Raw genomic sequence first — 25,657 nt, 5'->3', positions numbered from 1 at the left:
GGGCGTTATGCGTTTATTCTTTTCCCTGCTGCTACTGGCGGGGTTTTCCGTCAGCGCAGCTGAAAATGTGCAGACATTTACGGATGATTTAGGTCGTGCGGTGCAGGTCCCCGTCCACCCGAAACGGATCGTGTCGTTACACGATCTCGACATCACGATCCCGCTGATCGAACTCGGTGTTCCGCCCATCGCCAGCCACGGACGCACGCGTCCTGACGGCAGCCATTTTCTTCGCTCCAGCGGCATGTTAACGGGCGTCGATTTTGATAATTCCGACATCAAATTTATCGGCACAGCGGATATCGACATAGAAGCCATTGCTGCCGCAAAACCGGATCTGATTATCACCGAACCCACGCGGAACACGCCGATTGAGCAACTGGCGCGGATCGCCCCCACGGTGAGCATCGATCATCTCGACGGCGGCGCACCGGAAATCTACCGCAAGCTGGCGCAACTGACCGGCACGCAGGCGCGACTGAGCATTCTGGAGCGTCGCTATCAGGAACAACTCAACGCGCTGAAAGCGACGATAAGCACCCAGAAGATCTCCGTTTCGGTCATTCAGGCCAACCAGGGAAAAATCACCGCCATGCACAGCTATCACTCGCTGGGCCGCGTGTTGCGTGATGCCGGATTCAGCTTCCCGCCGCTTATCGACAGCATTCCGGACGGTGGCCGTATTGACGTGAGCGCCGAGCGTTTGCCGGAGCTGGACGCCGATTTTGTCTTTGCGACGTGGCGCGGCGACACAGGTGGCAAACCGCAGGACGAACTGGCGGCCATGGAAACCGTGATGCCTGGCTGGTGCCAGTTCCTCACTGCCTGTCGTACCGGGCATTACGTCCTGATTTCCCGTGAAGAGGCGATCTCTAACTCCTTCGCTTCGCTGGGGCTGATGGCAGCGCAAGTGCAATCGCAAATCGCGGGCCGCCCGCTTCCGGAGGCGAAATGATCCGCAAAGATAAATCGCGTGTGGATCTCTATGGCGATCGCTTTCGCGCCCGCGCACACCAGCTGACGCCTCGTCTGCATCAGGTCGCCACGTACATCAATGAGAACCGTGAAGCGGTGATGGAACAAACGGCGATGGAGATTGCGGCGCTGCTGAAAACTTCCGATGCCACCGTGGTGCGAGCGATTCAGGCGCTCGGTTTTGCCGGACTGCGGGATCTGAAAAGTACGCTTGAGCACTGGTTTGGACCGGCGATCAGCGCCAGTGAAAAGATCTCGACCACGGTCAATATCCTGACCAGCGACGTCAATTCCAGCATCGATTTTGTGCTGGAAGGCCATCAACATACCTGCGAGGTGTTATCAGAGCCAAACAATCGCTTCGCCATGGCGCAAGCGGTGGCGCTGCTGAGTGAGGCGCGCCAGGTGGCCATTTTTGGCATTGGCGCATCGGGTGTTCTGGCGGAATACACCGCGCGCATGTTTAGTCGAATGGGGCTGCCGGCTACGGCGCTTAACCGCACGGGAATCGGGCTGGCTGAACAGCTTATTGAGCTGCAGCGCGGCGACGTACTGGTGATGATGGCGCAGAAATCCGCGCACCGGGAAGGGCAAACCACGCTGCGCGAGGCGAAACGGCTGGGCATTCCCGCGATCCTGCTCACGAACGCTCTGGATTCGCGCTTCAGCAAAGAGGCAAACGTCGTGATTCACGTCCCACGCGGCGGCGAGAAAGGCAAAATTCCTCTGCACGGCACGGTGCTTCTGTGTCTGGAGATGATCATCCTGTCGGTCGCCTCGACCACGCCGCAGCGCAGCATTAAATCGATAAAGCGCATCAATGAATTACACCGCGGATTGAAGCCGGGTAAAAAGAGTAACTGATCACGCGCCAGGATGGTTCTTCCGGTACTGCAAGGGCGTCTCACCAATGCCCTTTTTAAAGGCGCTAATAAAATACGTCACGTCCGAAAAACCCACCCGCGTGGCGATATCCCGCACGCTCTCATTGCTGTGAAGCAGGCATTCGCAGGCTTTTCGCAGCCGCAGTGTATTCAGGTAATCATGGATTTTCTCGCCCGTTTCAGTATGAAATTTTCGTGAGACGTAGCTGCGGGACTTTCCCAACTCGCCAGCCAGCGCATCGAGGCTGAATTTTTGCTGGTAGTGTTCATCAAGCCAGAACATGACCTGACTGGCAATGCCGTGGCTGCTGCCGGGCGCGCCGTCATTATCATCCGGCAGCATCGCAAACAGACTGATGATCAGGCTGGCGACACTTTCGCTGGTTAACGGTGGATGGTAGCCGCTAAACAGATGATGAATATGGGAATGACAATCTGCCATATCCGCCACCCACGCTTCACCGCCGCGTCGGGACAGTTTTTGCAGCCGCTGCTGCGTCTGCGGAAAATCGCGCAGCACTTTCAGAACCGCATGGTGATCGAGATGAATAATCGTGCGGCGATAAATCGCTTCGGCCTGCTCATCGACCATGACTTTGTGCAGGGTAAAAGGCGGGAAGAAAAACAGCCGTCCAGGGCGCATAGTGTAATGACGATTATCGACAATCGCCACGCCAAACCCTTCTTCCACATAGAGAATTTCCAGGCATTGGTGCCAGTGGTGATACCGCACCGTATTGGCAAATAGCCGACTGAACGACACGATCGTGTCATTTAGGGTAATCAGCTCCAGATGGTCGGATTTTGGCATCTCACGCATAGTGCAATAAAACTCAACTTTTGCCCTTCTGTTCGTCTTTATAAACCACCTTTTTAAATTTTCTCAACTGTGGGTTTATTGATCTCTCGCCGCTGTGACGTGGCTAACATTTCTACGGTGTATGGATTCACTATTCTTTGCCGCAGATGATGACGAGGGAAAGCGTATGTGGGCGGCAAACAAAGAAACATCAAATCCGTTGTCTTCCCGTCAGGACGTGGTGGCGGAATTCAATACGATGCTGGGTGCAGTGGATAAGCAATTTCCGGCGGGGAGTTCGCGCTTTTCGCTGGGCGATACCTGCGCGCACTACACCACCGACGTGGCGCAGATGGAGGGGCTGTCGCGCGTGCTGTGGGGGCTGTTTCCGCTGATGGCAGCGGGCGACATCACGCCGTTTAGCGACAAATACATCGCGGCCATCAAGCAGGGGACCGATCCGCAAAGCGCAGGCTATTGGGGCGAAACAGAACCTTACGATCAGCGCCTGGTCGAGATGGCATCGTACGGCCTTGGGTTGTCGCTGTTGCAGGAAAAACTCACCGCCCTGTTCACCGAGCGCGAGGTGATGAACCTGCACGCGTGGCTCAATCAGATAACCGACGCGCAAATGCCGGACAGTAACTGGAACTATTTTGCCATTATGGTTCAGCTGGGGTTTAAACGCGCCGGGTTGCCGTTTGATCAGGTGGCGATCGATCGCCGCTTCGCCATGATGGACGCTTATTACCTCGGCGATGGTTGGTATTCCGATGGCCCGGGGCGGCCAAAAGATTACTACATCTCAATGGCGTTTCACTTTTATGGACTGATTTACGCCACGCTCAGCGGCGACGAGGAGAGGGCAACGGTGCTGCGTGAGCGTTCGCGTCAGTTCGCCGAAGATTTCATTTATATGTCTAGCGCCGACGGCGCATCGGTGCCGTTTGGCCGCAGCCTGACCTATCGTTTTGCGATGGTGGCGTTCTGGAGCGCCGTCGCTTTTTCCGGCCTAAATGTGTTCACGCCGGGCATCGTAAAAGGCATTATCCTGCGCCATCTTCGCTGGTGGCAGCAGCAGCCGATCCTCGATCGCGACGGCGTTTTGACGCTCGGCTTTGCCTATCCCAATTTGGCGATGTGCGAAGATTACAACTCGCCAGGCTCTCCGTATTGGGCGCTGAAAACGTATCTGATTCTGGCGCTGCCGGAGGAACATCCGTTCTGGCAAGCGCAAGAACAACCGCTGCCAGCGCTGGCCGAGAAACGCGTTATTTCACACGCGCAGCAAATCCTGATGCACGCCGATGATTCGCAGCACGTCACGATGCTCACCGCCGGGCAGCTTGAGCTGAACAACTATGTGAATACCGACGCGAAATACACCAAATTCGCCTACTCCAGCCGCTTCGGCTTCACGATTGAGCGCGGGCGTTACGGCCTTAAACACGCGGCCTGCGACTCTATGCTGCTGTTATCCGATGGCGACAATTACTACCGCGGACGTCGGGAATGCGCGGAAGTACGCGTCGACGAAAATGGGATTTTTTCGCGCTGGTCGCCATGGCAAGACGTTCATATCGACACCTGGCTGGTGCCATTTGGCGCGTGGCATATCCGTCTGCATCGGGTGAATAGCGCCAGGACTTTACAGGCAGTGGAAGGGGGCTTTGCAGTGATGAAGACGCAGCCGCAGCTGACCGCGCGCGGATGTTTTCTCTCGGCAGTTAACGGCAGCAGCGTGATTGCCGATCTGTCGCCTGCCGTCACACGTCAACCTGACACCGTCGTCACGCCGCCAAACAGCAGCATTATGTTTGCTGAATGCGCCGCAATTCCGGTACTCAGCACTACCCTCCCGCAAGGGGAAAGCTGGCTGTGCTGCGCGGTTATGGCGTGCGGCGATTCGCACAAAATAGCGGAGATCCCGCAGCTTCAAATCAATACCGATCAGGTCGTTATTCGTGACCCTGATAATAAACGTCAGCTCTCATTCTTTTTATAACACTCTGGCACCCTATATTTCGGCGAGGATAGTATGGAAAATACATCAACGAATAACAGAACCGAATATTACAAAATCAGTACCTTTATCTTTCTCTATTTCTTTACGTGGTCGGCAAGTATTGGTTTGCTGGCGATCTGGCTCGGACAAAAGGCCAATCTCAGCGGATCGGTTATCGGGACGGTATTTGCAGTTAACGGTATTTTCTCCGTTATTTTAAAACCGATCTACGGCTACATTCTCGATAAGATCGGGATGAGTAAATACCTGCTATATTTTGTAGTGGCGATGTCGGCCCTGATGGCACCGTTCTTTATTTATGTCTATCAGCCGCTGTTAATGTCCAACACGATGCTGGGCATTATTATCGGCGCGCTCTATTTAAGCTTTGCCTGGTACGCGGGCGTGGCGGCGTGCGAATCCTATTCCGATCGTTTCAGTCGTCTAAATGGCATGGAGTTTGGTCAGATTCGCATGTGGGGTTCACTTGGCTGGGCGGTGGCGTCGTCGTTCTCTGGCCTGCTGTTTAACCTCTCGCCTGCGTATAATTTTATTCTGGGCAGCGTGGCGTCAGTGATCATGCTCATTGTCCTGCTGAACCTGAAAGTGAACACTAACTCCGCACATGCCGGTGACGTGCTGACCAAAGAGAAAATTGCCCCTGCGGATGTTTTCGCGCTGCTGCGTAGCGGTAAGTTTTGGGCCTTCTGCCTGTATGTTGCCGGCGTGGCGTGGATGATGTTTATCGCCGAGCAGCAGTTCTCGCGCTACTTCGTCACTTTCTTTGACGATGTGCATCAGGGCAACGCGGTATTCGGCTACCTCGGCACGGTTCAGTCGGGTATGGAATTTGTCATGTATATGGTGATTCCGCTGTTCGTGAACTTTATCGGTGCCAAGCGCGGCTTATTGATTGTCGGATTAATCGTTGGTGCACGTCTGATTATTTCCGGCCTGTGCGATTCCCACTTATTAATTTCCATTCTCAAGCCTTTATACGGTCTGGAAATCTGTTTGCTGCTGGTGTCGGTATTTAAATATATCGCCGAGCATTTCGATAAACGTGTAAACGCCACCATGTATTTATTGGGCTATCAGGCGATGCTGTATGTCGGAAATGTGGTGATCTCTTCACCGGCGGGATATATGTATGACCGCATCGGATTTGAACAGACCTATATTATTATGGGCGCAACGGCGCTGACCTTTACGCTGATCTCTGCCTTTACGTTATCCGCCTGCCAAAGCAAATGGCGCGGCACATCTGCAATCTCTGTAGCAGAACAGAATCCATCTCGATAATTTTGCCGTCAAAGAAGGAACCGAAATATGTTAAGTCATATCACAGAGGAACGTCTGGCCGATATTCCCGCCCCCGTTAATGCACATGCATTTAGGGATGAATTAAGCACGGCACGCCAGCATGTCCTCGAACTGATTAGCCGTCATTTAACGGAGTTCGGTGAACAATTCCCGGCGGAGACCTGCAAAGACGGATTTTATCCGCTGACTGAAAACGTCGAATGGACAACCAGCTTCTGGACCGGGCAACTGTGGCTAGCGTGGGAGATGAGCGGTGACGAAAAATTCCGTGCGATGGCTGAGAAGCACACCCGCTCTTTTGGTCTGCGCATCGCCGGTCGTCACGATACGAATACCCACGATCTGGGCTTCCTCTATACGCTCTCGTGCGTGGCGGACTGGCGTCTGACCGGCAACCGTGAGGCGCGCGGCTTTTCGCTTCTGGCGGCAGAAGCGCTGCTTGAGCGTTTCCATGATAAAGCCAGGATCATCCAGGCGTGGGGCGATCTGTCCGATCCCGAGCAGGCCGGGCGGATGATCATCGACTGCAATATGAATTTGCCCCTGCTGTACTGGGCGACCGAGCAGACGGGCGATCCGCGCTTTGCCGATGCCGCCAAAGCTCACGTTATGCAGGCAGCGACATATCTGATCCGCGAAGATGCTTCAACGTTCCATACCTATTATATGGATGTCAAAACTGGAGCGCCGCGTTATGGCAATACGCAGCAGGGCTACGCCGACGACTCCTGCTGGTCGCGCGGCCAGGCGTGGGGGATTTACGGTTTTCTGCTGAGCTACATTTATACCGGCGACGACACGATGATTGCCCTGTCGAAACGACTGGCGAACTATTTCCTCAATCGACTTCCGCAAGACGGCGTTTGTCATTGGGATTTGGCGCTGGTCGGCACCGATGCGCTGCGTGATTCGTCTTCGGCGGCGATTGCGGTGTGCGGCCTGCTGGAACTGGTCAAACACCTGCCTGCGACCGATCCGGATCGTGAACGGTATCTGGAATGGGCGAAGGGCATTATGTCCTCGCTGACAAAGCACTATCTGATGGGGAAAGACGAGAAGGGCAATGGTCTGCTTAAGCACTCGGTTTACCATCTGGCGAGCGATAAAGGCGTGGATGAGTGCGCAAGCTGGGGGGATTATTTCTACGTCGAGGCGCTGGTGCGGTTTACACAAAGCTGGAAATTGTACTGGTAATTTCCTTCACCCCGGCCATCTCGCCAAAGGGGCGAGAGAGATAAGAAGGCTCCGGGCAGTTCCCTCTCTCCTTAGGAGAGAGGGATAGGGGAACTTAAACCCCTTGCTCCAGAATACGGATATGCGTTTCCAGAACGTTACCTTTCACCGCGTCGCCCCACGCTTTCATGTGTGGCGTTTGCAGATGTGCTTCCAGATGGGCCACGGTTTCCCACTGCTCAACCATTATGATGGAGTCAGGTGCGGTGGTCTGGAAGCTCACGCCCGCGGCGGTATCCACCATCGGCGCATAGCCGTGGCAGCCTTCTTCTTTCAATACAGCCGGGATAATCTTCACAAACTCATCCAGTACGGCCTGGCGGTGATGTTGGCCTGGACGCGTACGGATTTCAGCAATAACAGTTAACATGATCATTTCTCCTGATGACAGGCTACCAGTTAAGCAAAAATCTCGGCGAGATGCTTGCGATATTCGGCGATATAGCGCGGCACGTCGGGCATTTTAATCACGTCATTCACGATAAACGTCGGCAGCGGCTCCAGCGCCAGGAACTGATTGGCCTTATGGAATGGCAAATAAGCGCCATCAACGCCCACGCCATGGAAGAACTGATCTTCGTCGGTAAAGGCATCCAGCGGGGCATTCCAGGTCAGAGACAGCATGTATTTTTTGCCGTGCAGCAGACCGCCGGAACCGTATTTTTTAGCGCCATCGGAACGGGAGCGCCCGTCGCTGGCGTACAGCGATCCGTGGCCTTCGGTAAACACATCATCCATGTACTTTTTCACGGTCCACGGCGCGCCCATCCACCAGCCCGGCATCTGCCAGACGATGACGTCGGCCCACAGGAAATTCTGCACTTCGGCTTGAATGTCGTAATCGCCGTCGGTACGCACGACTTTAACATCGTGTCCGGCGTCGCGCAGGAAACCATCCGCGACCTCGGTCAGGGTGTCGTTCAGTTGGCCGTTAGAGTGGGCGAATTTTTTCGCGCCATTGATAATCAGGATATTGCTCATTCGTTTTCCTCAGTCTTGTGAGATTGGTCACGATTTTACCCGTAACAACGATGCGGTGAAATGAGCAAAATGTGTAAAGTCTTTTGCTTCTGACGCAATAATGAGTCACCAACTCACCGTCACCTCAAAGCCGCCTTCCCGAGCATTGGCAAGCACAACGCGCATACCGTGTAGCGTGGCGATACGTTTGACAATTGACAGCCCCAGGCCGCTACCGGTTTCATCCTGGCCTGGCGGACGGTAAAAACGCTCGCCAATTCGCGCCAGCGCATCGGGGGAAATGCCCGGGCCGTTGTCGCGCACGGTAAAACTCTGGACGTTAAGCGTGACGTCCACCGCGCTGCCGCGCGGGCTATAGCGTACGGCATTATCCAGCAGATTGCGGACCAGCAGGCTCAGCAGCAATGGCTGACCGGAACGGGTCACCTGAGTGTGAATATTCAGGCGGACCTCAATCCCCGCGCGCTGGGCGTGATGGTAAATATCCATCACCGCGGATTGCAGCAGATCGGCCAGCGGAATCGCTTCGATGTCATCGAGATTGTCCAGCGAATCCAGGCGTGACAGCGTGAGCAGTTGATCCACCAGACGCGAAGCGCGATCGATGCCGGTGTGCAGTTGCGCGAGCGCTTTTTGCTGCGCAGCGGGATCGTCGAGCGAAAGCTGCGCCACTTCGGTTTGCACCTTCAGCGCCGTCAGTGGACTACGAAGTTCATGCGCGGCATCGGATGTAAAACGCCGCTCGCGCGTCATCATCTCCTGCGTGCGGTCAAACAGGTGATTTAGCGCGTCGAGCAAAGGGCGCACTTCCGTTGGTACGCCGTCGGTGGCGAGTTTTTCCGTGGCATCCGGCGCGCGCTGGCGTAACGACTGCGCCAGGCGCTTCAGGGGACGTAGCTCGCGGCTTAATAAGACGATAAGCAGTAACAGCATCAGCGGCAGCGCGACCAGCCAGGGCGTGAGCTGTGAAGTGACGATATCCAGCGCCATCTCCTGGCGATATTCCCACTCCTGGCCAACCACGATGCGGTAATTGCCGTTGGGCGCCGTCAGCCACAGAAACCGCCACGCGTCGTTGTCACCGTTGAGCTGGCCGTTTTCAAAGCCATCACGGCGATAGTCATACGGAATATCCTGACCATTTTCGCCATCGTGCAGCAGCATTTTGCCGTCGGTGGAATAAATGGCGAAGGCCAGCGCGTCGTCGTCAAGATGCCCGTGTTTGGCCTTTTTGGGCGCTTCGCGCATGCGGGCAGGGGCGTTGAGTTCGTCGATGTCCATCGTCAGCAGACGTTTTGCGAACAGCATCTGCTGGGTATCGAACAGCTTATCGAGCTTGTGCGTGGTCTGCTGCCACGCCACCACGCTGGCGGCGAGCCAGGCGGCCAAAGACAGCACTAAAAAAAGCAGCGTCAGGCGTAATTTCAAACTTAAACGTTGCGTCAGTTTCATACGTCACCCAAGGTGTAACCGATCCCGTGGACGGTGCGGATAAAATGGCTGCCAAGTTTGCGACGCAGGTGATGTACGTGAACTTCGACGGCGTTGCTGGAGACGTCATCATCCCAGGTGTACAGCTTCTCTTCGATGTTTTTACGCGGCAACACGCGGCCCGCGTTGCGCATCAGCAGTTCCAGCAGGGCAAACTCTTTCGGCTTGAGGGGGAGCGTTTCGCCGTCCAGTTTGGCGACCAGACTCACCGGGTCCAGCGTCACGTTGCCGTGGCGCAATTCACTTCGGGTCTGACCGTGGCTGCGTCGCACCAGCGCCTCAAGTCGTGCGGCGACTTCCACCAAGGCAAAGGGTTTGCACAGATAGTCATCGGCCCCCAGGCGTAACCCCTCGACGCGCTGATAGAGCGCGTCGCGCGCGGTGAGAATCAATACCGGCTCGCTGCGCCCTTTTTCGCGCCATTCGCGCAGAATATCGAGGCCATCCATGCCCGGCAACGTGAGATCCAGCACGACCGCATCATAGGGGGCGGAATAGAGCGCGGTTTTACCGGTGCCGCCGTCAGTGAACCAGTCAACGCTAAAGCCCATTTTTGTCAGCCCGGCCTTGAGGCCGTCACCAATAAGCTTGTCATCTTCTACCAGTAAAATGCGCATTATTTCCTCCATGAGGTTGCCGTTAAAGAGCAGTTAACCCCCAGTAAGCCTCTGCTGTACAGTAAAAAAATTTAAATTTCCCCCTTAAGAAGTTGTTAAGGTTTACGCTGTTTAATGGAGTTCTAAACAACGTAAAGGGAGAGATAACGATGAAAAAATTAGCAGCGATGACCGCTATCATGATGATGACCACCGCCCCTGTGTTTGCCGCGCAAGGTGGATTCAACGGCCCGTCGGCAACGCCGGCCCAGACCCAGACGCAAACTCAGCAGGGTGGGTTCGTGGATAACGACGCCAATCTCACCACGGCGGCGAAGGTGAAAGATCAGAAGGACGACAGCTGGGTCAAACTGCGCGGGAACATCACCGAGCGCTTGTCTGACGACCGCTACCTGTTCCGCGATACCACCGGCACGGTGAATGTCGAAATTGACCATAAACGCTGGAACGGTCAGACCATCAGCCCGCAGGATAAAGTCGAAATTCAGGGTAAAGTCGATAAAGAGTGGAACGAGTTTGAAATCGACGTCAAACAGGTCATCAAGCTGAACAAATAATGTCAAAAAGGGTCGTTTCTGCGGCCCTTTTTCTTTGTGACTCAACTCGCCAGATAGGGTAGTATCTGCGGCAATATTGCCTGAAACCCACAGGTTTCTGAGTTGAGGAATGACATTTAATGAGCGATATGGCAGAGCGCCTCGCGCTACATGAATTCACTGAAAACGCCTATCTGAACTATTCCATGTACGTCATCATGGACAGGGCACTGCCGTTTATCGGCGATGGTCTGAAGCCGGTTCAACGTCGCATCGTTTTCGCGATGTCAGAGCTGGGCCTGAGCGCCAGCGCGAAATTCAAAAAATCCGCCCGTACCGTGGGTGACGTTCTCGGTAAATACCATCCGCACGGCGACAGCGCCTGTTATGAAGCGATGGTGTTGATGGCGCAGCCATTCTCTTACCGTTATCCGCTGGTCGATGGCCAGGGAAACTGGGGGGCACCGGACGATCCGAAATCCTTCGCCGCGATGCGTTATACCGAATCGCGCTTATCCAAATACGCAGAAGTGCTGCTCGGTGAACTGGGCCAGGGCACGGTCGACTGGGTGCCAAACTTTGACGGCACGATGCAGGAGCCGAAAATGCTGCCTGCGCGTCTGCCGAACATTTTGCTGAACGGCACCACCGGTATTGCCGTGGGGATGGCGACGGATATTCCGCCACACAACCTGCGCGAAGTGGCGAAAGCGGCGATTACGCTTATCGAAAAACCGAACACCACTCTCGACGACGTGCTGGATATCGTGCAAGGCCCGGATTATCCGACCGAAGCCGAAATCATCACCTCGCGGGCTGAAATCCGCAAAATCTACCAGAACGGGCGTGGCTCCGTGCGCATGCGTGCGGTGTGGACCAAAGAAGACGGTGCCGTGGTGATCACCGCGCTGCCGCATCAGGTGTCGGGCGCCAAAGTGCTGGAGCAAATTGCTGCGCAGATGCGCAACAAAAAGCTGCCGATGGTGGACGATCTGCGTGATGAATCCGACCACGAAAACCCAACGCGTCTGGTGATTGTCCCGCGTTCTAACCGCGTGGACATGGAGCAGGTGATGAACCACCTGTTCGTCACCACCGATCTGGAAAAAAGCTACCGCATCAACCTGAACATGATTGGTCTGGATGGTCGTCCGTCGGTGAAAAACCTGCTGGAGATCCTGACCGAATGGCTAGCGTTCCGCCGCGATACCGTGCGCCGCCGCCTGAACTATCGTCTGGAAAAAGTCCTTAAGCGCCTGCATATTCTTGAAGGTTTGCTGGTGGCGTTCCTGAATATTGACGAAGTGATCGAAATTATTCGTTCTGAGGATGAGCCGAAGCCCGCGCTGATGTCGCGTTTTGGCATCAGCGAAACCCAGGCCGAAGCGATCCTTGAGCTGAAACTGCGCCATCTCGCCAAGCTGGAAGAGATGAAAATCCGCGGTGAGCAGAACGAACTGGAAAAAGAACGCGATCAGTTGCAGGCGATTCTGGCGTCCGAGCGCAAGATGAGCAATCTGCTGAAGAAAGAGCTGCAGGCCGATTCCGATGCGTTTGGCGATGACCGTCGTTCTCCGCTGCACGAGCGCGAAGAAGCGAAGGCGATGAACGAGCACGATATGCTGCCGTCAGAGCCGGTGACCATTGTTCTCTCGCAAAGCGGTTGGGTACGTAGCGCCAAAGGCCACGATATCGACGCGCCAGGCCTGAGCTACAAAGCGGGCGACAGCTTTAAATCTGCCGTGAAAGGCAAGAGCAATCAGCCGGTGGTGTTTATCGATTCCACCGGGCGCAGCTATGCTATCGATCCGATTACGCTGCCTTCTGCGCGTGGGCAGGGCGAGCCGATTACCGGCAAGCTGACGCTGCCGCCGGGCGCAACGGTTGACCATATGCTAATGGAAGGCGAAGAGCAGAAACTGCTGATGGCGTCTGATGCAGGCTACGGATTTATCTGTACCTTTAACGATCTCGTGGCGCGTAACCGTGCCGGTAAAGCGCTGATCAGCCTGCCGGATCACGCCCATGTGATGCCACCGCTGGTGATTGAGAACGACAGCGATATGCTGCTGGCGATCACCGCCGCAGGCCGTATGCTGATGTTCCCGGTCAGCGATCTGCCGCAGTTGTCGAAAGGTAAGGGCAACAAGATCATCAGCATCCCGTCAGCAGAAGCGGCAAAAGGCGAAGATGGCCTGGCGCATCTCTTCATTCTGCCGCCGCAGAGCACGCTGACGGTGCATGTTGGCAAGCGCAAAATCAAACTGCGTCCGGAAGAGCTGCAAAAAGTGGTCGGCGAACGTGGACGTCGTGGTTCGCTGATGCGTGGTTTGCAACGGATTGACCGCGTGGAAATTGACTCCCCGAACCGTGAAAAATCGGGCGACAGCGAAGAGTAAACGAGCTTCTCCCCCTTCTGCTCAGAAGGGGGTTCTCGCTAAAATTTCCGATATAAAAAACAAAATCCTTACCCGGCGACAGTTGAAGTATAATTGTCAGCCGTTAGGGCTTCTGAGGTCGCTATGCTATTAATTGTTCGCTTAATTCTTGCTGTTATCTACTGCATTCTGGTCTGCGTGTTCGGGTGCATTTACTGCCTCTTCAGTCCACGTAATCCAAAGCACGTTTCGACGTTTGGCCGCCTGTTCAGTCATCTTGCGCCGCTGTTTGGCCTGAAGGTCGAAAATCGCCTGCCAGAGGGCGCAGAACACTTCGGTAACGCCATCTATATCGGAAATCATCAAAATAACTACGATATGGTGACTGCTGCCGGCATCGTGCTGCCACCGACGGTGACTGTCGGTAAGAAAAGCCTGCTATGGGTCCCGTTTTTCGGCCTGCTGTATTGGCTCACCGGTAACTTGCTGATTGACCGTAACAACCGTGCTAAAGCGCACAGCACCATCGCAGAAGTGGTGAGTCATTTTAAGAAACGCAAAATCTCTATCTGGATGTTCCCTGAAGGGACGCGCAGCCGTGGTCGCGGACTGTTGCCATTCAAAACCGGTGCGTTTCATGCTGCCATTGCGGCCGGTGTCCCGATTATTCCTGTGTGCGTTTCTAATACCTCTAATAAAATTAATCTTAACCGTTGGAATAACGGACTCGTGATTGTCGAAATGCTGCCGCCGGTTGATACCAGCAAATATGGCAAAGATCAGGTTCGCGAACTGGCCGCTCATTGCCGTGAGCTGATGGCGCAAAAAATCGCCGAGCTTGACAAAGAAGTCGCTGAGAGAGAAGCCGCCGGTAAGGTTTAAGCCGGATTAAAGGGAAAACGAATTCCCGTGCAGTTAGCCGTTTTACATGGAGCAAATATGTCATTCAGTCGGCGTCAGTTTATTCAGGCTTCCGGAATCGCCCTTTGTGCCGGCGCGGTTCCGCTGACAGCCAACGCCGCCGGGCAGCAACAGCCGCTGCCCATTCCGCCGTTGCTCGAATCCCGTCGCGGTCAGCCCCTTTTTCTGACAATGCAGCGTTCGCACTGGTCTTTCACCCAGGGGACGCGCGCGGCGGTATGGGGCGTGAATGGCCGTTATCTTGGCCCGACCATTCGCGTCTGGAACGGCGACGACGTGAAGCTGATTTACAGCAACCGTCTGACCGAAAATGTCGCCATGACAATCAGCGGATTGCAGGTACCAGGCCCATTGATTGGCGGCGCAGCACGCATGATGACGCCGAGCGCCGACTGGGCACCGGTTCTGCCAATTCGTCAGAGCGCTTCCACGCTGTGGTACCACGCAAATACCCCTAACCGCACCGCGCAACATGTGTATAACGGCCTGGCCGGGATGTGGTTAGTAGAAGATGACGTGAGCAAGTCTCTGCCGATTCCAAACCATTACGGTGTGGACGATTTCCCGATCATTATTCAGGACAAGCGCCTGGATAACTTTGGTACGCCGGAGTACAGCGAGCCCGGTAGCGGTGGGTTTGTCGGTGACATCCTGATGGTCAACGGCGCGCAAAGCCCGTACGTCGAGGTGTCCCGCGGCTGGGTTCGTCTGCGCTTGCTCAATGCGTCCAATTCACGTCGTTATTTACTGCAAATGAGCGATGGCCGCGCGCTGCATGTGATTTCTGGCGATCAGGGCTTTTTACCTGCGCCGGTGTCCGTCAAGCAACTGGCGCTGGCACCGGGTGAACGTCGCGAAATTCTCGTCGACATGACTAACGGTGATGAAGTGTCCATTACCTGCGGCGAGGCGGCGAGCATTGTCGATCGCATCCGTGGCTTCTTCGAGCCGTCGAGCATTCTGGTCTCAACGCTGGTGCTGACGCTGCGTCCAACGGGTCTGTTGCCGCTGGTGACGGACAGTTTGCCGATGCGTTTACTGCCGCAAGAGATTATGAGCGGTACGCCGGTTCGCAGTCGTGACATCAGCCTGGGCGACGATCCGGGTATTAACGGTGCGCTGTGGGACATCAATCGCATTGATATCACGGCTCAGCAGGGGACGTGGGAGCGCTGGACGGTGCGGGCGGAAATGCCCCAGGCATTCCATATTGAAGGCGTAAGTTTCCTGATCCGCAACGTCAACGGGGCGATGCCGTTCCCGGAAGACCGGGGCTGGAAAGATACCGTCTGGGTCGACGGGCAGGTCGAACTGCTGGTCTATTACGGACAGCCTTCCTGGTCTCACTTCCCGTTCCTGTTCCACAGCCAGACGCTGGAAATGGCGGATCGCGGCTCCGTGGGGCAGCTGCTGGTAAATCCTGCGCCATAAGTCAAATTCAAAACCCTCGCCCCCTTTTGGGTGAGGGTTAAAACCGATAACAATACCCCTTCAATTTGCGTCACAAACCAGCGTATAATCCCCGCCCTTTGTTTATTTTTTCTTCGGAAGCATTATGAGCGCAATATCCTTGATCCAGCCGGATCGAGACCTCTTCTCCTGGCCCCAATACTGGGCGGCCTGTTTTGGACCGGCGCCATTCCTGCCGATGTCCCGCGAAGAGATGGACCAACTGGGCTGGGACAGCTGCGATATTATTCTGGTGACTGGCGACGCGTATGTCGATCACCCGAGCTTTGGCATGGCCATTTGTGGACGCATGCTGGAAGCGCAGGGCTTCCGTGTAGGAATCATCGCCCAGCCGGACTGGAACAGCAAAGAGGCTTTCATGAGCCTCGGCAAACCGAACCTGTTCTTCGGCGTCACCGCCGGCAACATGGATTCGATGATCAACCGTTATACCGCCGATCGTAAGTTGCGCCACGACGATGCGTACACCGCCGATAACGTCGCGGGCAAACGCCCGGATCGCGCCACTTTGGTTTACACCCAGCGTTGTAAAGAAGCATGGAAAGACGTGCCGGTCATCCTGGGCGGAATCGAAGCAAGCTTGCGCCGTACCGCGCATTACGATTACTGGTCTGATACCGTGCGCCGTTCGGTGCTGGTGGATTCAAAAGCTGACATGCTGATCTTCGGCAACGGTGAACGCCCGCTGGTAGAAGTGGCGCATCGTCTGTCGCAGGGTGAGCCGGTTGGCAATATCCGCGACGTGCGCAACACCGCGATTATGGTGAAAGAAGCCTTGCCGGGCTGGAGTGGCGTGGATTCCCGCATCATCGATATGCCGGGCAAAATCGACCCGATCCCACATCCGTACGGTGAGGATCTGCCATGCGCGGATAACAAACCGCTTGAGCCGAAAAAGACCGAGGCCAAAGCCGTTGTCGTTCAGCCTCCGCGCCCTAAGCCATGGGAAAAAACCTATGTGTTGCTGCCGTCTTTCGAAAAAGTGAAAGGCGACAAAGTACTGTACGCTCACGCGTCGCGTATTTTGCACCACGAAACGAACCCTGGTTGCGCGCGCGCCTTGATGCAAAAGCACGGCGAGCGTTATATCTGGGTCAACCCGCCAGCGATTCCGCTCTCCACCGAAGAGATGGACAGCGTATTTGCTCTGCCGTACAAACGCGTACCGCATCCCGCGTATGGCGATAGCCGCATTCCGGCGTATGAGATGATCCGTTTCTCAATCAACATCATGCGTGGCTGCTTTGGTGGCTGTTCTTTCTGTTCGATCACCGAGCACGAAGGGCGCATTATTCAGAGCCGCTCTGAAGAGTCGATTGTTAACGAGATCGAAGCCATTCGCGACACGGTTCCGGGTTTTACCGGCGTGATTTCCGATTTAGGCGGCCCAACGGCGAACATGTATATGCTGCGCTGCAAGTCCCCGCGTGCAGAACAGACCTGCCGTCGTCTGTCATGTGTTTATCCGAGCATTTGCGAGCATATGGACACCAACCACGAGCCGACGATCAATCTGTATCGCCGCGCCCGTGATCTGAAGGGCATCAAGAAGATCCTGATCGCCTCCGGTGTGCGTTATGACATCGCGGTAGAAGATCCTCGTTATATCAAGGAGCTGGCGACGCATCACGTCGGCGGATATCTGAAGATTGCGCCGGAGCACACCGAAGAAGGCCCATTATCGAAGATGATGAAGCCGGGCATGGGCAGTTATGACCGCTTTAAAGAGCTGTTCGACACCTATTCCAGACAGGCGGGCAAAGAGCAATATCTGATCCCTTACTTTATCTCTGCGCACCCCGGTACGCGTGACGAAGATATGGTCAATCTGGCGCTGTGGCTGAAACAGCGCCGCTTCCGTCTGGATCAGGTGCAGAACTTCTACCCGTCGCCGCTCGCGAACTCCACGACCATGTATTACACCGGCAAGAACCCGCTGAGTAAGATTGGTTATAAGAGTGAAGATGTGGTGGTGCCTAAAGGTGATAAACAGCGCCGTCTGCATAAAGCGCTGCTGCGTTATCACGATCCGGCAAACTGGCCGTTAATCCGTCAGGCGCTGGAAGATATGGGTAAAAAGCATTTGATTGGTTCACGCCGCGATTGTCTGGTGCCTGCGCCAACGGTGGATGAAATGCGCGAAGCGCGTCGTCAGAATCGTCATACGCGCCCGGCACTCACTAAGCATACGCCAATTGTGCATCAGCGTTCGAATGGTGCGGCGGGTGCGAAGAAAAGCGTGAAGCGTAAGATCGGCTAACGCTGATACCCTCACCCCAGCCCTCTCCCACGGGGAGAGGGAGAAGGACGCACTTGCTCGCAGGGATAAGGTGAAAAACGCTGATGTCACCCAGGTGAGAACGTGTTTATGCTGGCAGGGAAAGGCCAGAAAAGAGTTCCCTCTCCCGGTGGGAGAGGGGTAGGGTGAGGGGACATTACCCGCCGAACTGGTCCGGATCGGGCCCTAACCGTTTACCCTGATCCAGTTTTGCGATCTCGCCCAGCTCATCTTTATCCAGACGGAAATCCCATACGTCGAAGTTCTCGGCAATGCGCGACGGTGTGACCGATTTCGGAATCACAATCAGGCCGCTATCCAGATGCCAGCGAATGACAATCTGCGCCACGGTTTTGCCGTACTTCTCGGCCAGTTCACGAATGATTTTTTGATCGAAAACGCCTTCGCCACCCTGTGCCAGCGGGCTCCAGGATTCGGTTTGAATCTTGTGGGTGGCGTTCCAGGCATGCAGCTGGCGCTGCTGCATCAGCGGATGAAGCTCGATCTGGTTGATCACCGGAGCGACGCCAGTTTCATCGATCAGCCGTTGCAGATGATGCACCTGGAAATTACACACCCCAATACTCTTCACCAGGCCTGCCTGCTGCAGCTCGATCATGCCTTTCCAGGCGTCAACGTAATGATCGATCGCGGGAACCGGCCAGTGCATCAGATACAGATCGACGAAATCCAACTGGAGCTTATCCAGACTTTCCTGCAGAGCGTCATGCGGGCGTTTTTGATCGTCATTCCACAGTTTGGTGGTGATGAATAACTCATCGCGTGGGATGCCTGCGCTGGCAAGCGCAGTTCCTACGCCGTCTTCATTTTTGTATGCGGCGGCGGTATCGATGGACCGATAGCCGACTTCCAGTGCTTTGTGAATGGCGGACACGACCTCGTCGTTACCGGCTTTCCATACGCCTAGCCCTAACTGGGGCATTACGTTGCCGTCCTGAAGCTTGATTACGGTTTGGTTTGCCATTTTTCCTCCTCCATTTGCTCATTACCGGGGGAGCCCCCGGTAATGTGGTGTGCATTAAGTCTGGACGAAAAGTCAAAAAACGAAAGGCAAGATGCGAAAACGCTTAGCGTGCCGCTTCGTAGATGCGACGGCTCACGTCCAGGGTAATGTCTTGATGTTCACCCAGTTGGGTCATGCCGTGCTCGGAGAGTTTAGCCAGCAGAGCCGGGATAGAGCTGCCGTCCAGGCCGTAACCAGAGAGGCGAGTCGGCACGCCCATCTGCTCGAAGAAGTTGCGCGTCGCTTCGATTGCGGCATCGATGCGCTCGTCTTCTGAACCGGAAGTGATGTTCCACACACGCTCGGCGTATTGCAGCAGTTTGGCGCGTTTGGTGTCACGTTTTTCATTCCACAGCGCAGGCAGAACGACCGCCAACGTCTGGGCGTGATCCAGGCCGTGCATCGCGGTCAGCTCGTGGCCAAGCATATGCGTTGCCCAGTCCTGCGGGACGCCTGCGCCAATCAAACCGTTCAAGGCCTGCGTTGCTGCCCACATCACGTTGGCACGCACATCGTAGTTTTCTGGCTCTTGCAGCGCTTTTGGACCGTCTTCAATCAGCGTCAGAAGAATACCTTCGGCGAAACGATCCTGAATTTTGCCGTTCACCGGATAAGTGACGTACTGCTCAACCGTGTGGACGAAAGCGTCTACTACGCCGTTAGCAACCTGACGCGGCGGCAACGTGTAAGTATAAACCGGGTCCAGAATAGCGAAGACAGGCTGAACGTGGTCGTTCATAAAGGCTTGTTTATCACCCGTGGTTTTACGAGAGATCACCGCACCTTTGTTGGATTCAGAACCGGTTGCTGGCAGTGTCAGCACAGAACCCATCGGAATTGCGCTTTTCACGTCGCGACCGCCGGTTTGCAGGATATGCCATGGATCGACTCCGTCGGCATAATGAGCCGCTGCGGCGATAAATTTGGTGCCGTCGAGAACTGATCCGCCGCCCACCGCCAGCAGGAAGGTGATGTTCTCTTCACGGGCGATCTTGACTGCGTTCATCAGCGTTTCGTACGACGGGTTTGGCTCGATGCCGCCGAACTCACGCACATCCACGCCTTCCAGGGCGCTGTAAACCTGATCCAGCACGCCGGTCTTTTTGACGCTACCGCCACCGTACGTGATCAGCACGCGAGCGCCTGCCGGAATTTGATCGCGCAGATCGGCTATAGCATTTTTGCCAAAGAGAATGCGGGTTGGGGTATGCAGATTAAAGTTGTTCATTGCTCGTTCCCTTGTGTGGGTGAAAAATCGTGGCGGCGCATAGGGCTACCTGATGGTGATCATTGTGGCTATCGTACGCTATCCTCTCAATGCACATTTCTGCCGTTGTCTTGCCCATTTCTACAGATGGCTGGAGAAAATGCGAAAAAGTACGCACACTGTCATCATTGGAAACGGTAGGGGGAGTGCGCACAGATGAACCGCGAAGAGATTTGCCAGCAACTGACTAAAAAAATTAACAATCTGAAAGATAAAGAAAATAATCTCAACGATGTGCTGCCAGATATTCGTCTGTTATACGGTACGCAGCCTGGAACGCGTACGCCGGTGATGTATCAGCCCGGCATCGTTTTTCTCTTTTCGGGCCATAAAATTGGTTATATCAATGAACGTGTGTTCCGCTACGACACCAACGAATATTTGCTCCTGACAGTACCTTTACCCTTCGAATGTGAAACCTTCGCGACAGAAGCGGTTCCGCTGGCGGGTATTCGGGTTAATGTCGATATTCTCCAGCTCCAGGAGTTGCTGATGGACATTGGTGAAGACGAGCTTTTCCAGCCTGCCATGGCCGCGAGCGGCATCAACTCGGCTACGCTCTCCGATGAGATTTTGTGCGCCATTGAACGCTTGCTGGATGTGATGGAAAGGCCGCTGGATGCGCGGATTCTCGGCAAGCAAATTGTGCGCGAGATTCTCTTTCATGTGCTGATGGGGCCGGGTGGCGGGGCGCTGCTGGCGCTGGTGAGCCGCCAGACGCATTTCAGCCTGATTAGCCGCGTACTGAAACGTATCGAAAGCCAGTACACCGAAAACCTGAGCGTGGATGAGCTGGCTTCAGAAGCGAACATGAGTATTTCGGCGTTCCACCATAATTTTAAATCGGTCACCAGCACCTCGCCACTGCAGTATCTGAAAAGCTATCGCCTGCACAAAGCCCGCATGCTGATGATTCATGACGGTATGAAAGCCAGCGCCGCAGCAATGCGCGTGGGCTATGAGAGTGCGTCGCAGTTTAGTCGTGAGTTCAAACGTTATTTCGGCGTGACGCCAGGGGAAGATGCGGCGCGTATCAGGATGATGCAGGGGATCTAAAACTCGCCCTCTCGCTGGAGAGGGCTGATTATCAGGCGTTGCAGCATTTCTTTTTAATGACCACCGCGATGGTGCCTACCAGCCCTGCCACTAACAGGAACATTGGCAGAATCATCAGGAACGTCATCACCTGATCTTCGTGTCGTTTCACAAACGGGATCATGCTAATGGCGTAACCCAATGACGTCACCACGCCGACCCACAACAGTGCGCTCAGCCAGTTAAAGAACTGGAAACGACGGTTCGACAGACCGGAGATGCCCGCCATGGTCGGTAGCAATGTGCGAATAAAGGCCAGAAAACGCCCCGCCAAGAGTGCCAGTAAACCATGACGATCGAACATACAGGTCGCCCGCTCATGGTATTTAACAGGCAGTTGCGACAGCCAGCTTTTTACCACGCGGGTGTTACCGAGCCACCGTCCCTGTAAATAGCTTAACCAGCAACCCAGGCTCGCAGCAGAAGTCAGAATGACAACGGTAGGGGCGAAGTCCATGACGCCTTTACCGATTAACGCACCTGCCAGTAACAGCAGGCTATCCCCTGGAAGAAACGACGCGGGAAGCAAACCATTTTCCAAAAACAACGTTGCGAACATGACAAAATAAACAATGCCCACAACGTGTGGATCCGCCAGCGCAGCAAAATCGTGATGCCAGAGCGCAGCGATAATATCTTGAATGACAGCCATGGACTTTCCTGTGGAACAACTTATATGCGGCTATTGTACTCCTCATTTCACCCGCTGGCGTTGATCGCTCACGCAACAAATGCAGACTTTTCTGCTAATGGCGTCGATAAAACGGTTCGGGAGTACAGTTTAAGCCTGCACATTACACGATACGCTCAAAACCTGCCGATAAATCCGCAATCAGATCGTCAACATTCTCTAAACCGATGTGCAGTCGGATCAGCGTGCCGGTAAAATCCACTTCGCCGCCGGGACGCAGGTCGGCAATCTGTTCTGGTTGGTTAGGCAGAATCAGCGATTCAAACCCGCCCCAGGAATACGCCATGCTGAACAGCGTAAAGTTATCCAGATAGGTTGCCAGCTCGTCATTGCTCAGACGTTTATTCAGAACAAATGAGAACAAGCCGCTGCTGCCCGTAAAGTCACGTTGCCAGAACTCATGGCCTTTACTGCCCGGCAGCGCCGGATGATTAACGCGAGCCACCTGGGGATGTTGCGCCAGCCACTCGGCCACTTTCAGACTGCTTTCATGATGCTGACGCAGGCGTATACCGAGCGTGCGTATTCCGCGGCTGGTCATATAGGCGGTATCGGCATCCACCATTTGGCCCATCAGATAGGCATTTTCACGCAGTTGATCCCAACAGCGGGCGTTAGACACCGCCGTACCGATCATGCCGTCAGAGTGGCCGATAAGGTATTTTGTGGCGGCCTGAATGGAGATGTCGATGTCGAAATCCAGCGCTTTGAACAATACACCTGCGGCCCAGGTGTTATCGATCATGATAATGGCGTCCGGTGCGACGCGACGCACGGCGCGAACAATCGCCGGAACGTCATGCACTTCCATGGTGATGGAACCCGGTGATTCCAGGAATACAATCCGCGTATTTGGCTGAATAAGTTCCGCAATGCCTTCGCCAATCAACGGATCAAACCAGCCGGTCGTGACGCCAAGCTTGGTGAGGATTTTGGTACAGAAATCCTGGCTAGGTTCGTAGGCGGTGTTGGTCATCAGAATATGATCGCCCTGTTCAACAAACGCCAGAATAGTATTCGCGACAGCCGCCGCGCCGCATGGGAACAGGGCACAACCGGCACCGCCTTCCAGTTCGCACATCGCATCCTGCAGCGAAAAATGGGTCAACGTGCCGCGACGACCATAAAACAGTTCGCCTTTCGCGCGGTTGCGGGTGGCATGTTTTTTGGCTTCGACGGTTTCAAAAACCAGCGAGGAGGCGCGCTGGATAACGCTATTTACCGAACCCTGAGTGTACTTTTTACTGCGTCCGGCCTGGACAAGCGTGGTATCAAGATGTTTCTCTGCCATGTTCGCTAAACCTGTTTTATCCGTCTGGACGTCCAGACTACCATGAATGTGAAACTCTGCACCCCAATGCTTAGCGAATAAGCACATTATTTTCTAAAAAATATGCATAAGAAATTTTTACTGTGTAAGCGCAAGGAAAATGAGCGGAAATTACGGCAGTATGTAAATACTAATGAGAACCACTATCAATTCGATGCGGTTTTGATATTATTATGCTCAGAAAATGTGATTTGCGTCCTGGAGATACAGAGTGGGTAATAATTTGATGCAGACGGATCTGTCCGTCTGGGGCATGTACCAACATGCTGACATCGTGGTTAAGATTGTGATGATCGGCCTGATTCTGGCGTCCGTGATCACCTGGGCTATTTTCTTCAGCAAAAGCGTTGAGCTGATTTCCCAAAAGCGTCGCCTGAAGCGCGAACAACAGCAACTGGCTGAAGCACGCTCTCTGGATCAAGCAAATGACATGACGTCGGCGTTCCATGCGAAAAGCCTGACCTCGATGTTAGTGAATGAAGCGCAGAACGAGCTGGAACTTTCCGCAGGCAGTGAAGATAACGAAGGCATCAAAGAGCGTACCGGTTTCCGCCTGGAACGTCGCGTTGCTGCCGTCGGTCGTCACATGGGGCGCGGAAACGGTTATCTGGCTACTATCGGTGCGATTTCCCCGTTCGTTGGTCTGTTTGGTACGGTTTGGGGCATCATGAACAGCTTCATCGGTATTGCCCAGACGCAAACGACCAATCTGGCCGTTGTGGCGCCAGGTATCGCAGAAGCATTGTTGGCAACAGCTATCGGTCTGATTGCAGCAATTCCTGCGGTGGTTATCTATAACGTCTTTGCCCGTATGATTGGCAGCTTCAAAGCGACGTTGGGCGATGTTGCCGCGCAGGTTCTGCTGCTGCAAAGCCGCGATCTCGACCTCAGCGCCAGCAACGTTAAGCCGGTTCACTCTGCTTCGAAACTGCGTTTAGGTTAATCAATTATGGCAATGCGTCTTAATGAAAATCTGGACGATAATGGCGAAATGCATGAAATCAACGTGACGCCGTTTATCGACGTTATGTTGGTTCTGCTGATTATCTTCATGGTTGCCGCGCCTCTGGCGACTGTGGATGTGAAGGTCAATCTGCCGGCGTCCTCCAGCCAGCCGCAGCCGCGTCCGGAAAAACCGATTTATATCTCAGTGAAAGCCGATAAATCGATGTTTCTGGGCAACGATCCGGTGACGGATGACTCTGTTATTCCCGCGCTCGACGCAATGACGCAAGGTAAGAAAGACACCACGGTCTTCTTCCGGGCGGACAAAACCGTCGACTACGAAACCATGATGAAAGTGATGGACACGCTGCACCAGGCGGGTTATCTCAAAATTGGTTTAGTCGGCGAAGAGACGGTCAAACCGAAATAAAAAAAGCTGGCGAAAGCCAGCTTTTTTGTCTCCAGTACAGTGGTTATCCCAGGTGTTCCCCGCCACATACGCCATGCACTTCTGCCGTGACGTAGCTTGATTCCTGACTCGCCAGATAAACATAGACCGCTGCCAGTTCAGCCGGTTGCCCCGCGCGCTTCATTGGCGTCTGCTGACCAAACTGTGGGATTTTTTCCTGCGGCTGACCGCCAGAAATTTGCAGTGCCGTCCAGATTGGACCCGGTGCGACCACGTTTACCCGAATGCCTTTCTCCGCAACCTGTTTTGCAAGTCCACGGCTGTAGTTGAGGATCGCGGCTTTTGTTGAAGCGTAATCCAGCAGATGTGGACTGGGCTGATAGGCCTGAATCGAAGAGGTCGTCACAATGCTGGACCCGGCTGGCAGGAGTGGAATCGCCTCCTGAGTTATCCAGAAAAGCGCCAGCACGTTCACCGCGTAAGTCTCTTTAAACTGTTCCGTGGTGAGGTCGGCAATGTTTTCGACCGCAGTCTGTTTACCCGCGACCAGCGCCAGCGTATCCAGCCCGCCCAGCGCGTCGTGTGCGGTATGCACCAAAGAGCGGGCAAACGACTCATCGCTTAAATCGCCTGGGATCAGCACCGCTTTATGGCCAGCTTCTTCGATGAGCTGTTTAACCTGCTGAGCATCTTCTTCTTCGGCGGGCAGATAGTTAATCGCTACGTCTGCACCTTCACGTGCGTAAGCAATTGCCGCTGCGCGTCCGATACCGGAGTCACCCCCCGTGACCAGCGCTTTGCGCCCACTTAGCCTGCCGCTTCCTTTATACGTCTTCTCGCCGCAGTCGGGGACGGGCGTCATCTTCGATTGCACGCCGGGAGCAGGTTGTTTCTGTTTAGGGAAGTCACCGGTGTGATACTGGGTAGTTGGATCCTGGAATGTTGTCTGGTGATTTGCCATAGGGAATCTCCTTGCTCGCGTTGTAAAACAATAAGCGTAGATGA

23 protein-coding genes are annotated in these 25,657 nt (G+C 54.7%); 13 read left to right on the top strand and 10 right to left on the bottom strand.

Annotation, left to right across the window (positions count from 1 at the left end; all coding sequences use genetic code 11):
* Nucleotides 1–7: 7 nt before the first annotated feature.
* Together ACKI5T_RS19495 and ACKI5T_RS19490 are read left to right on the top strand one after the other, a co-directional pair.
* Complete coding sequence (locus tag ACKI5T_RS19495) at nt 8–955, top strand: iron-siderophore ABC transporter substrate-binding protein (RefSeq protein ID WP_407439566.1); 948 nt, start codon at nt 8–10, stop codon at nt 953–955.
* Nucleotides 952–1,839 (top strand): MurR/RpiR family transcriptional regulator, encoded by an 888-nt coding sequence (locus tag ACKI5T_RS19490; protein ID WP_407439564.1) that lies wholly within the window; start codon nt 952–954, stop codon nt 1,837–1,839. Before ACKI5T_RS19495 ends, ACKI5T_RS19490 begins: the two co-directional genes overlap by 4 nt.
* On the opposite strand, the gene ACKI5T_RS19485 is transcribed toward ACKI5T_RS19490, so the two are convergent.
* Complete coding sequence (locus ACKI5T_RS19485) at nt 1,840–2,679, bottom strand: helix-turn-helix domain-containing protein (RefSeq protein ID WP_407439562.1); 840 nt, start codon at nt 2,677–2,679, stop codon at nt 1,840–1,842.
* 166 nt (nt 2,680–2,845) lie between these two features.
* Here ACKI5T_RS19485 and ACKI5T_RS19480 point away from each other — a divergent pair, with 166 nt between their 5' ends.
* Genes ACKI5T_RS19480 through ACKI5T_RS19470 form a run of 3 tightly spaced genes read left to right on the top strand, consistent with a single transcriptional unit; the run spans nt 2,846 to nt 7,180 of the window.
* Nucleotides 2,846–4,663 carry a DUF2264 domain-containing protein gene (locus ACKI5T_RS19480; RefSeq protein WP_407439560.1) on the top strand — a complete coding sequence of 606 codons (1,818 nt, stop codon included), beginning with the start codon at nt 2,846–2,848 and terminating at the stop codon, nt 4,661–4,663.
* A gap of 33 nt (nt 4,664–4,696) precedes the next feature.
* Nucleotides 4,697–5,965, top strand: coding sequence for an oligosaccharide MFS transporter (locus tag ACKI5T_RS19475; protein ID WP_407439558.1), 1,269 nt, complete (start codon nt 4,697–4,699; stop codon nt 5,963–5,965).
* Between the two features lie 27 nt (nt 5,966–5,992).
* A complete protein-coding gene (locus tag ACKI5T_RS19470) occupies nt 5,993–7,180 on the top strand; it encodes a glycoside hydrolase family 88 protein (protein ID WP_407439556.1) in 1,188 nt (395 codons plus the stop codon).
* Between the two features lie 94 nt (nt 7,181–7,274).
* Here ACKI5T_RS19470 and ACKI5T_RS19465 read toward each other — a convergent pair whose 3' ends face one another.
* The 4 genes from ACKI5T_RS19465 to qseB form a co-directional block, all read right to left on the bottom strand.
* Nucleotides 7,275–7,589 (bottom strand): putative quinol monooxygenase, encoded by a 315-nt coding sequence (locus ACKI5T_RS19465; protein ID WP_015960419.1) that lies wholly within the window; start codon nt 7,587–7,589, stop codon nt 7,275–7,277.
* A gap of 29 nt (nt 7,590–7,618) precedes the next feature.
* Nucleotides 7,619–8,200 (bottom strand): NAD(P)H-dependent oxidoreductase, encoded by a 582-nt coding sequence (locus tag ACKI5T_RS19460; RefSeq protein WP_059177500.1) that lies wholly within the window; start codon nt 8,198–8,200, stop codon nt 7,619–7,621.
* 105 nt (nt 8,201–8,305) lie between these two features.
* On the bottom strand, nt 8,306–9,652 hold the full coding sequence (gene qseC / locus ACKI5T_RS19455; RefSeq protein WP_407439553.1) for a quorum sensing histidine kinase QseC: 1,347 nt from the start codon (nt 9,650–9,652) through the stop codon (nt 8,306–8,308).
* A complete protein-coding gene (gene qseB, locus ACKI5T_RS19450; protein WP_015960416.1) occupies nt 9,649–10,308 on the bottom strand; it encodes a quorum sensing response regulator transcription factor QseB in 660 nt (219 codons plus the stop codon). Before qseB ends, qseC begins: the two co-directional genes overlap by 4 nt.
* 149 nt (nt 10,309–10,457) lie before the next feature.
* On the opposite strand from qseB, the gene ACKI5T_RS19445 reads away from it, so the two are divergent.
* The 5 genes from ACKI5T_RS19445 (at nt 10,458) to ACKI5T_RS19425 (ending at nt 17,873) form a co-directional block, all read left to right on the top strand.
* On the top strand, nt 10,458–10,865 hold the full coding sequence (locus ACKI5T_RS19445; protein ID WP_059177503.1) for a YgiW/YdeI family stress tolerance OB fold protein: 408 nt from the start codon (nt 10,458–10,460) through the stop codon (nt 10,863–10,865).
* A gap of 119 nt (nt 10,866–10,984) precedes the next feature.
* Nucleotides 10,985–13,243, top strand: coding sequence for a DNA topoisomerase IV subunit A (gene parC, locus ACKI5T_RS19440; RefSeq protein WP_407439550.1), 2,259 nt, complete (start codon nt 10,985–10,987; stop codon nt 13,241–13,243).
* Between the two features lie 123 nt (nt 13,244–13,366).
* Nucleotides 13,367–14,104 carry a 1-acylglycerol-3-phosphate O-acyltransferase gene (gene plsC, locus ACKI5T_RS19435; RefSeq protein ID WP_407439548.1) on the top strand — a complete coding sequence of 246 codons (738 nt, stop codon included), beginning with the start codon at nt 13,367–13,369 and terminating at the stop codon, nt 14,102–14,104.
* A gap of 57 nt (nt 14,105–14,161) precedes the next feature.
* The gene (gene ftsP, locus ACKI5T_RS19430) at nt 14,162–15,574 is read left to right on the top strand and encodes a cell division protein FtsP (protein ID WP_015960412.1); all 1,413 of its coding nucleotides are present in this window, start codon (nt 14,162–14,164) and stop codon (nt 15,572–15,574) included.
* 124 nt (nt 15,575–15,698) lie between these two features.
* A complete protein-coding gene (locus tag ACKI5T_RS19425; RefSeq protein ID WP_407439546.1) occupies nt 15,699–17,873 on the top strand; it encodes a YgiQ family radical SAM protein in 2,175 nt (724 codons plus the stop codon).
* A gap of 175 nt (nt 17,874–18,048) precedes the next feature.
* Here the strand turns inward: ACKI5T_RS19425 and dkgA are convergent, their stop codons facing one another.
* Both dkgA and yqhD read right to left on the bottom strand, forming a co-directional pair.
* Nucleotides 18,049–18,876, bottom strand: a complete 828-nt coding sequence (gene dkgA / locus ACKI5T_RS19420; protein ID WP_407439544.1) for a 2,5-didehydrogluconate reductase DkgA — start codon at nt 18,874–18,876, stop codon at nt 18,049–18,051.
* Between the two features lie 103 nt (nt 18,877–18,979).
* Nucleotides 18,980–20,143 carry an alcohol dehydrogenase gene (gene yqhD, locus ACKI5T_RS19415; protein ID WP_407439542.1) on the bottom strand — a complete coding sequence of 388 codons (1,164 nt, stop codon included), beginning with the start codon at nt 20,141–20,143 and terminating at the stop codon, nt 18,980–18,982.
* Nucleotides 20,144–20,338: 195 nt separating this feature from the next.
* Between yqhD and ACKI5T_RS19410 the strand changes: the two genes are divergently transcribed.
* Complete coding sequence (locus ACKI5T_RS19410; RefSeq protein ID WP_407439540.1) at nt 20,339–21,238, top strand: AraC family transcriptional regulator N-terminal domain-containing protein; 900 nt, start codon at nt 20,339–20,341, stop codon at nt 21,236–21,238.
* Between the two features lie 31 nt (nt 21,239–21,269).
* Here ACKI5T_RS19410 and yghB read toward each other — a convergent pair whose 3' ends face one another.
* Entirely contained in the window at nt 21,270–21,929 is a 660-nt protein-coding gene (yghB, locus tag ACKI5T_RS19405; RefSeq protein ID WP_407439538.1) for a DedA family general envelope maintenance protein YghB, read from the bottom strand.
* A gap of 142 nt (nt 21,930–22,071) precedes the next feature.
* A complete protein-coding gene (gene metC / locus ACKI5T_RS19400; RefSeq protein WP_407439536.1) occupies nt 22,072–23,259 on the bottom strand; it encodes a cystathionine beta-lyase in 1,188 nt (395 codons plus the stop codon).
* A 250-nt stretch (nt 23,260–23,509) separates the two neighbouring features.
* On the opposite strand from metC, the gene exbB reads away from it, so the two are divergent.
* On the top strand, nt 23,510–24,241 hold the full coding sequence (gene exbB / locus ACKI5T_RS19395; RefSeq protein WP_041689525.1) for a tol-pal system-associated acyl-CoA thioesterase: 732 nt from the start codon (nt 23,510–23,512) through the stop codon (nt 24,239–24,241).
* Between the two features lie 6 nt (nt 24,242–24,247).
* Nucleotides 24,248–24,673 (top strand): TonB system transport protein ExbD, encoded by a 426-nt coding sequence (gene exbD / locus ACKI5T_RS19390; protein ID WP_015960404.1) that lies wholly within the window; start codon nt 24,248–24,250, stop codon nt 24,671–24,673.
* A gap of 43 nt (nt 24,674–24,716) precedes the next feature.
* On the opposite strand, the gene ACKI5T_RS19385 is transcribed toward exbD, so the two are convergent.
* Nucleotides 24,717–25,613, bottom strand: coding sequence for an SDR family oxidoreductase (locus ACKI5T_RS19385; RefSeq protein WP_407439535.1), 897 nt, complete (start codon nt 25,611–25,613; stop codon nt 24,717–24,719).
* Between the last annotated feature and the right edge of the window lie 44 nt (nt 25,614–25,657).

Origin of the sequence: Lelliottia sp., assembly GCF_045627565.1 — a bacterium.
In the GTDB taxonomy this organism is placed as follows: Bacteria; Pseudomonadota; Gammaproteobacteria; order Enterobacterales; family Enterobacteriaceae; genus Enterobacter.
This window is presented reverse-complemented; position numbering and strand designations above follow the sequence as displayed.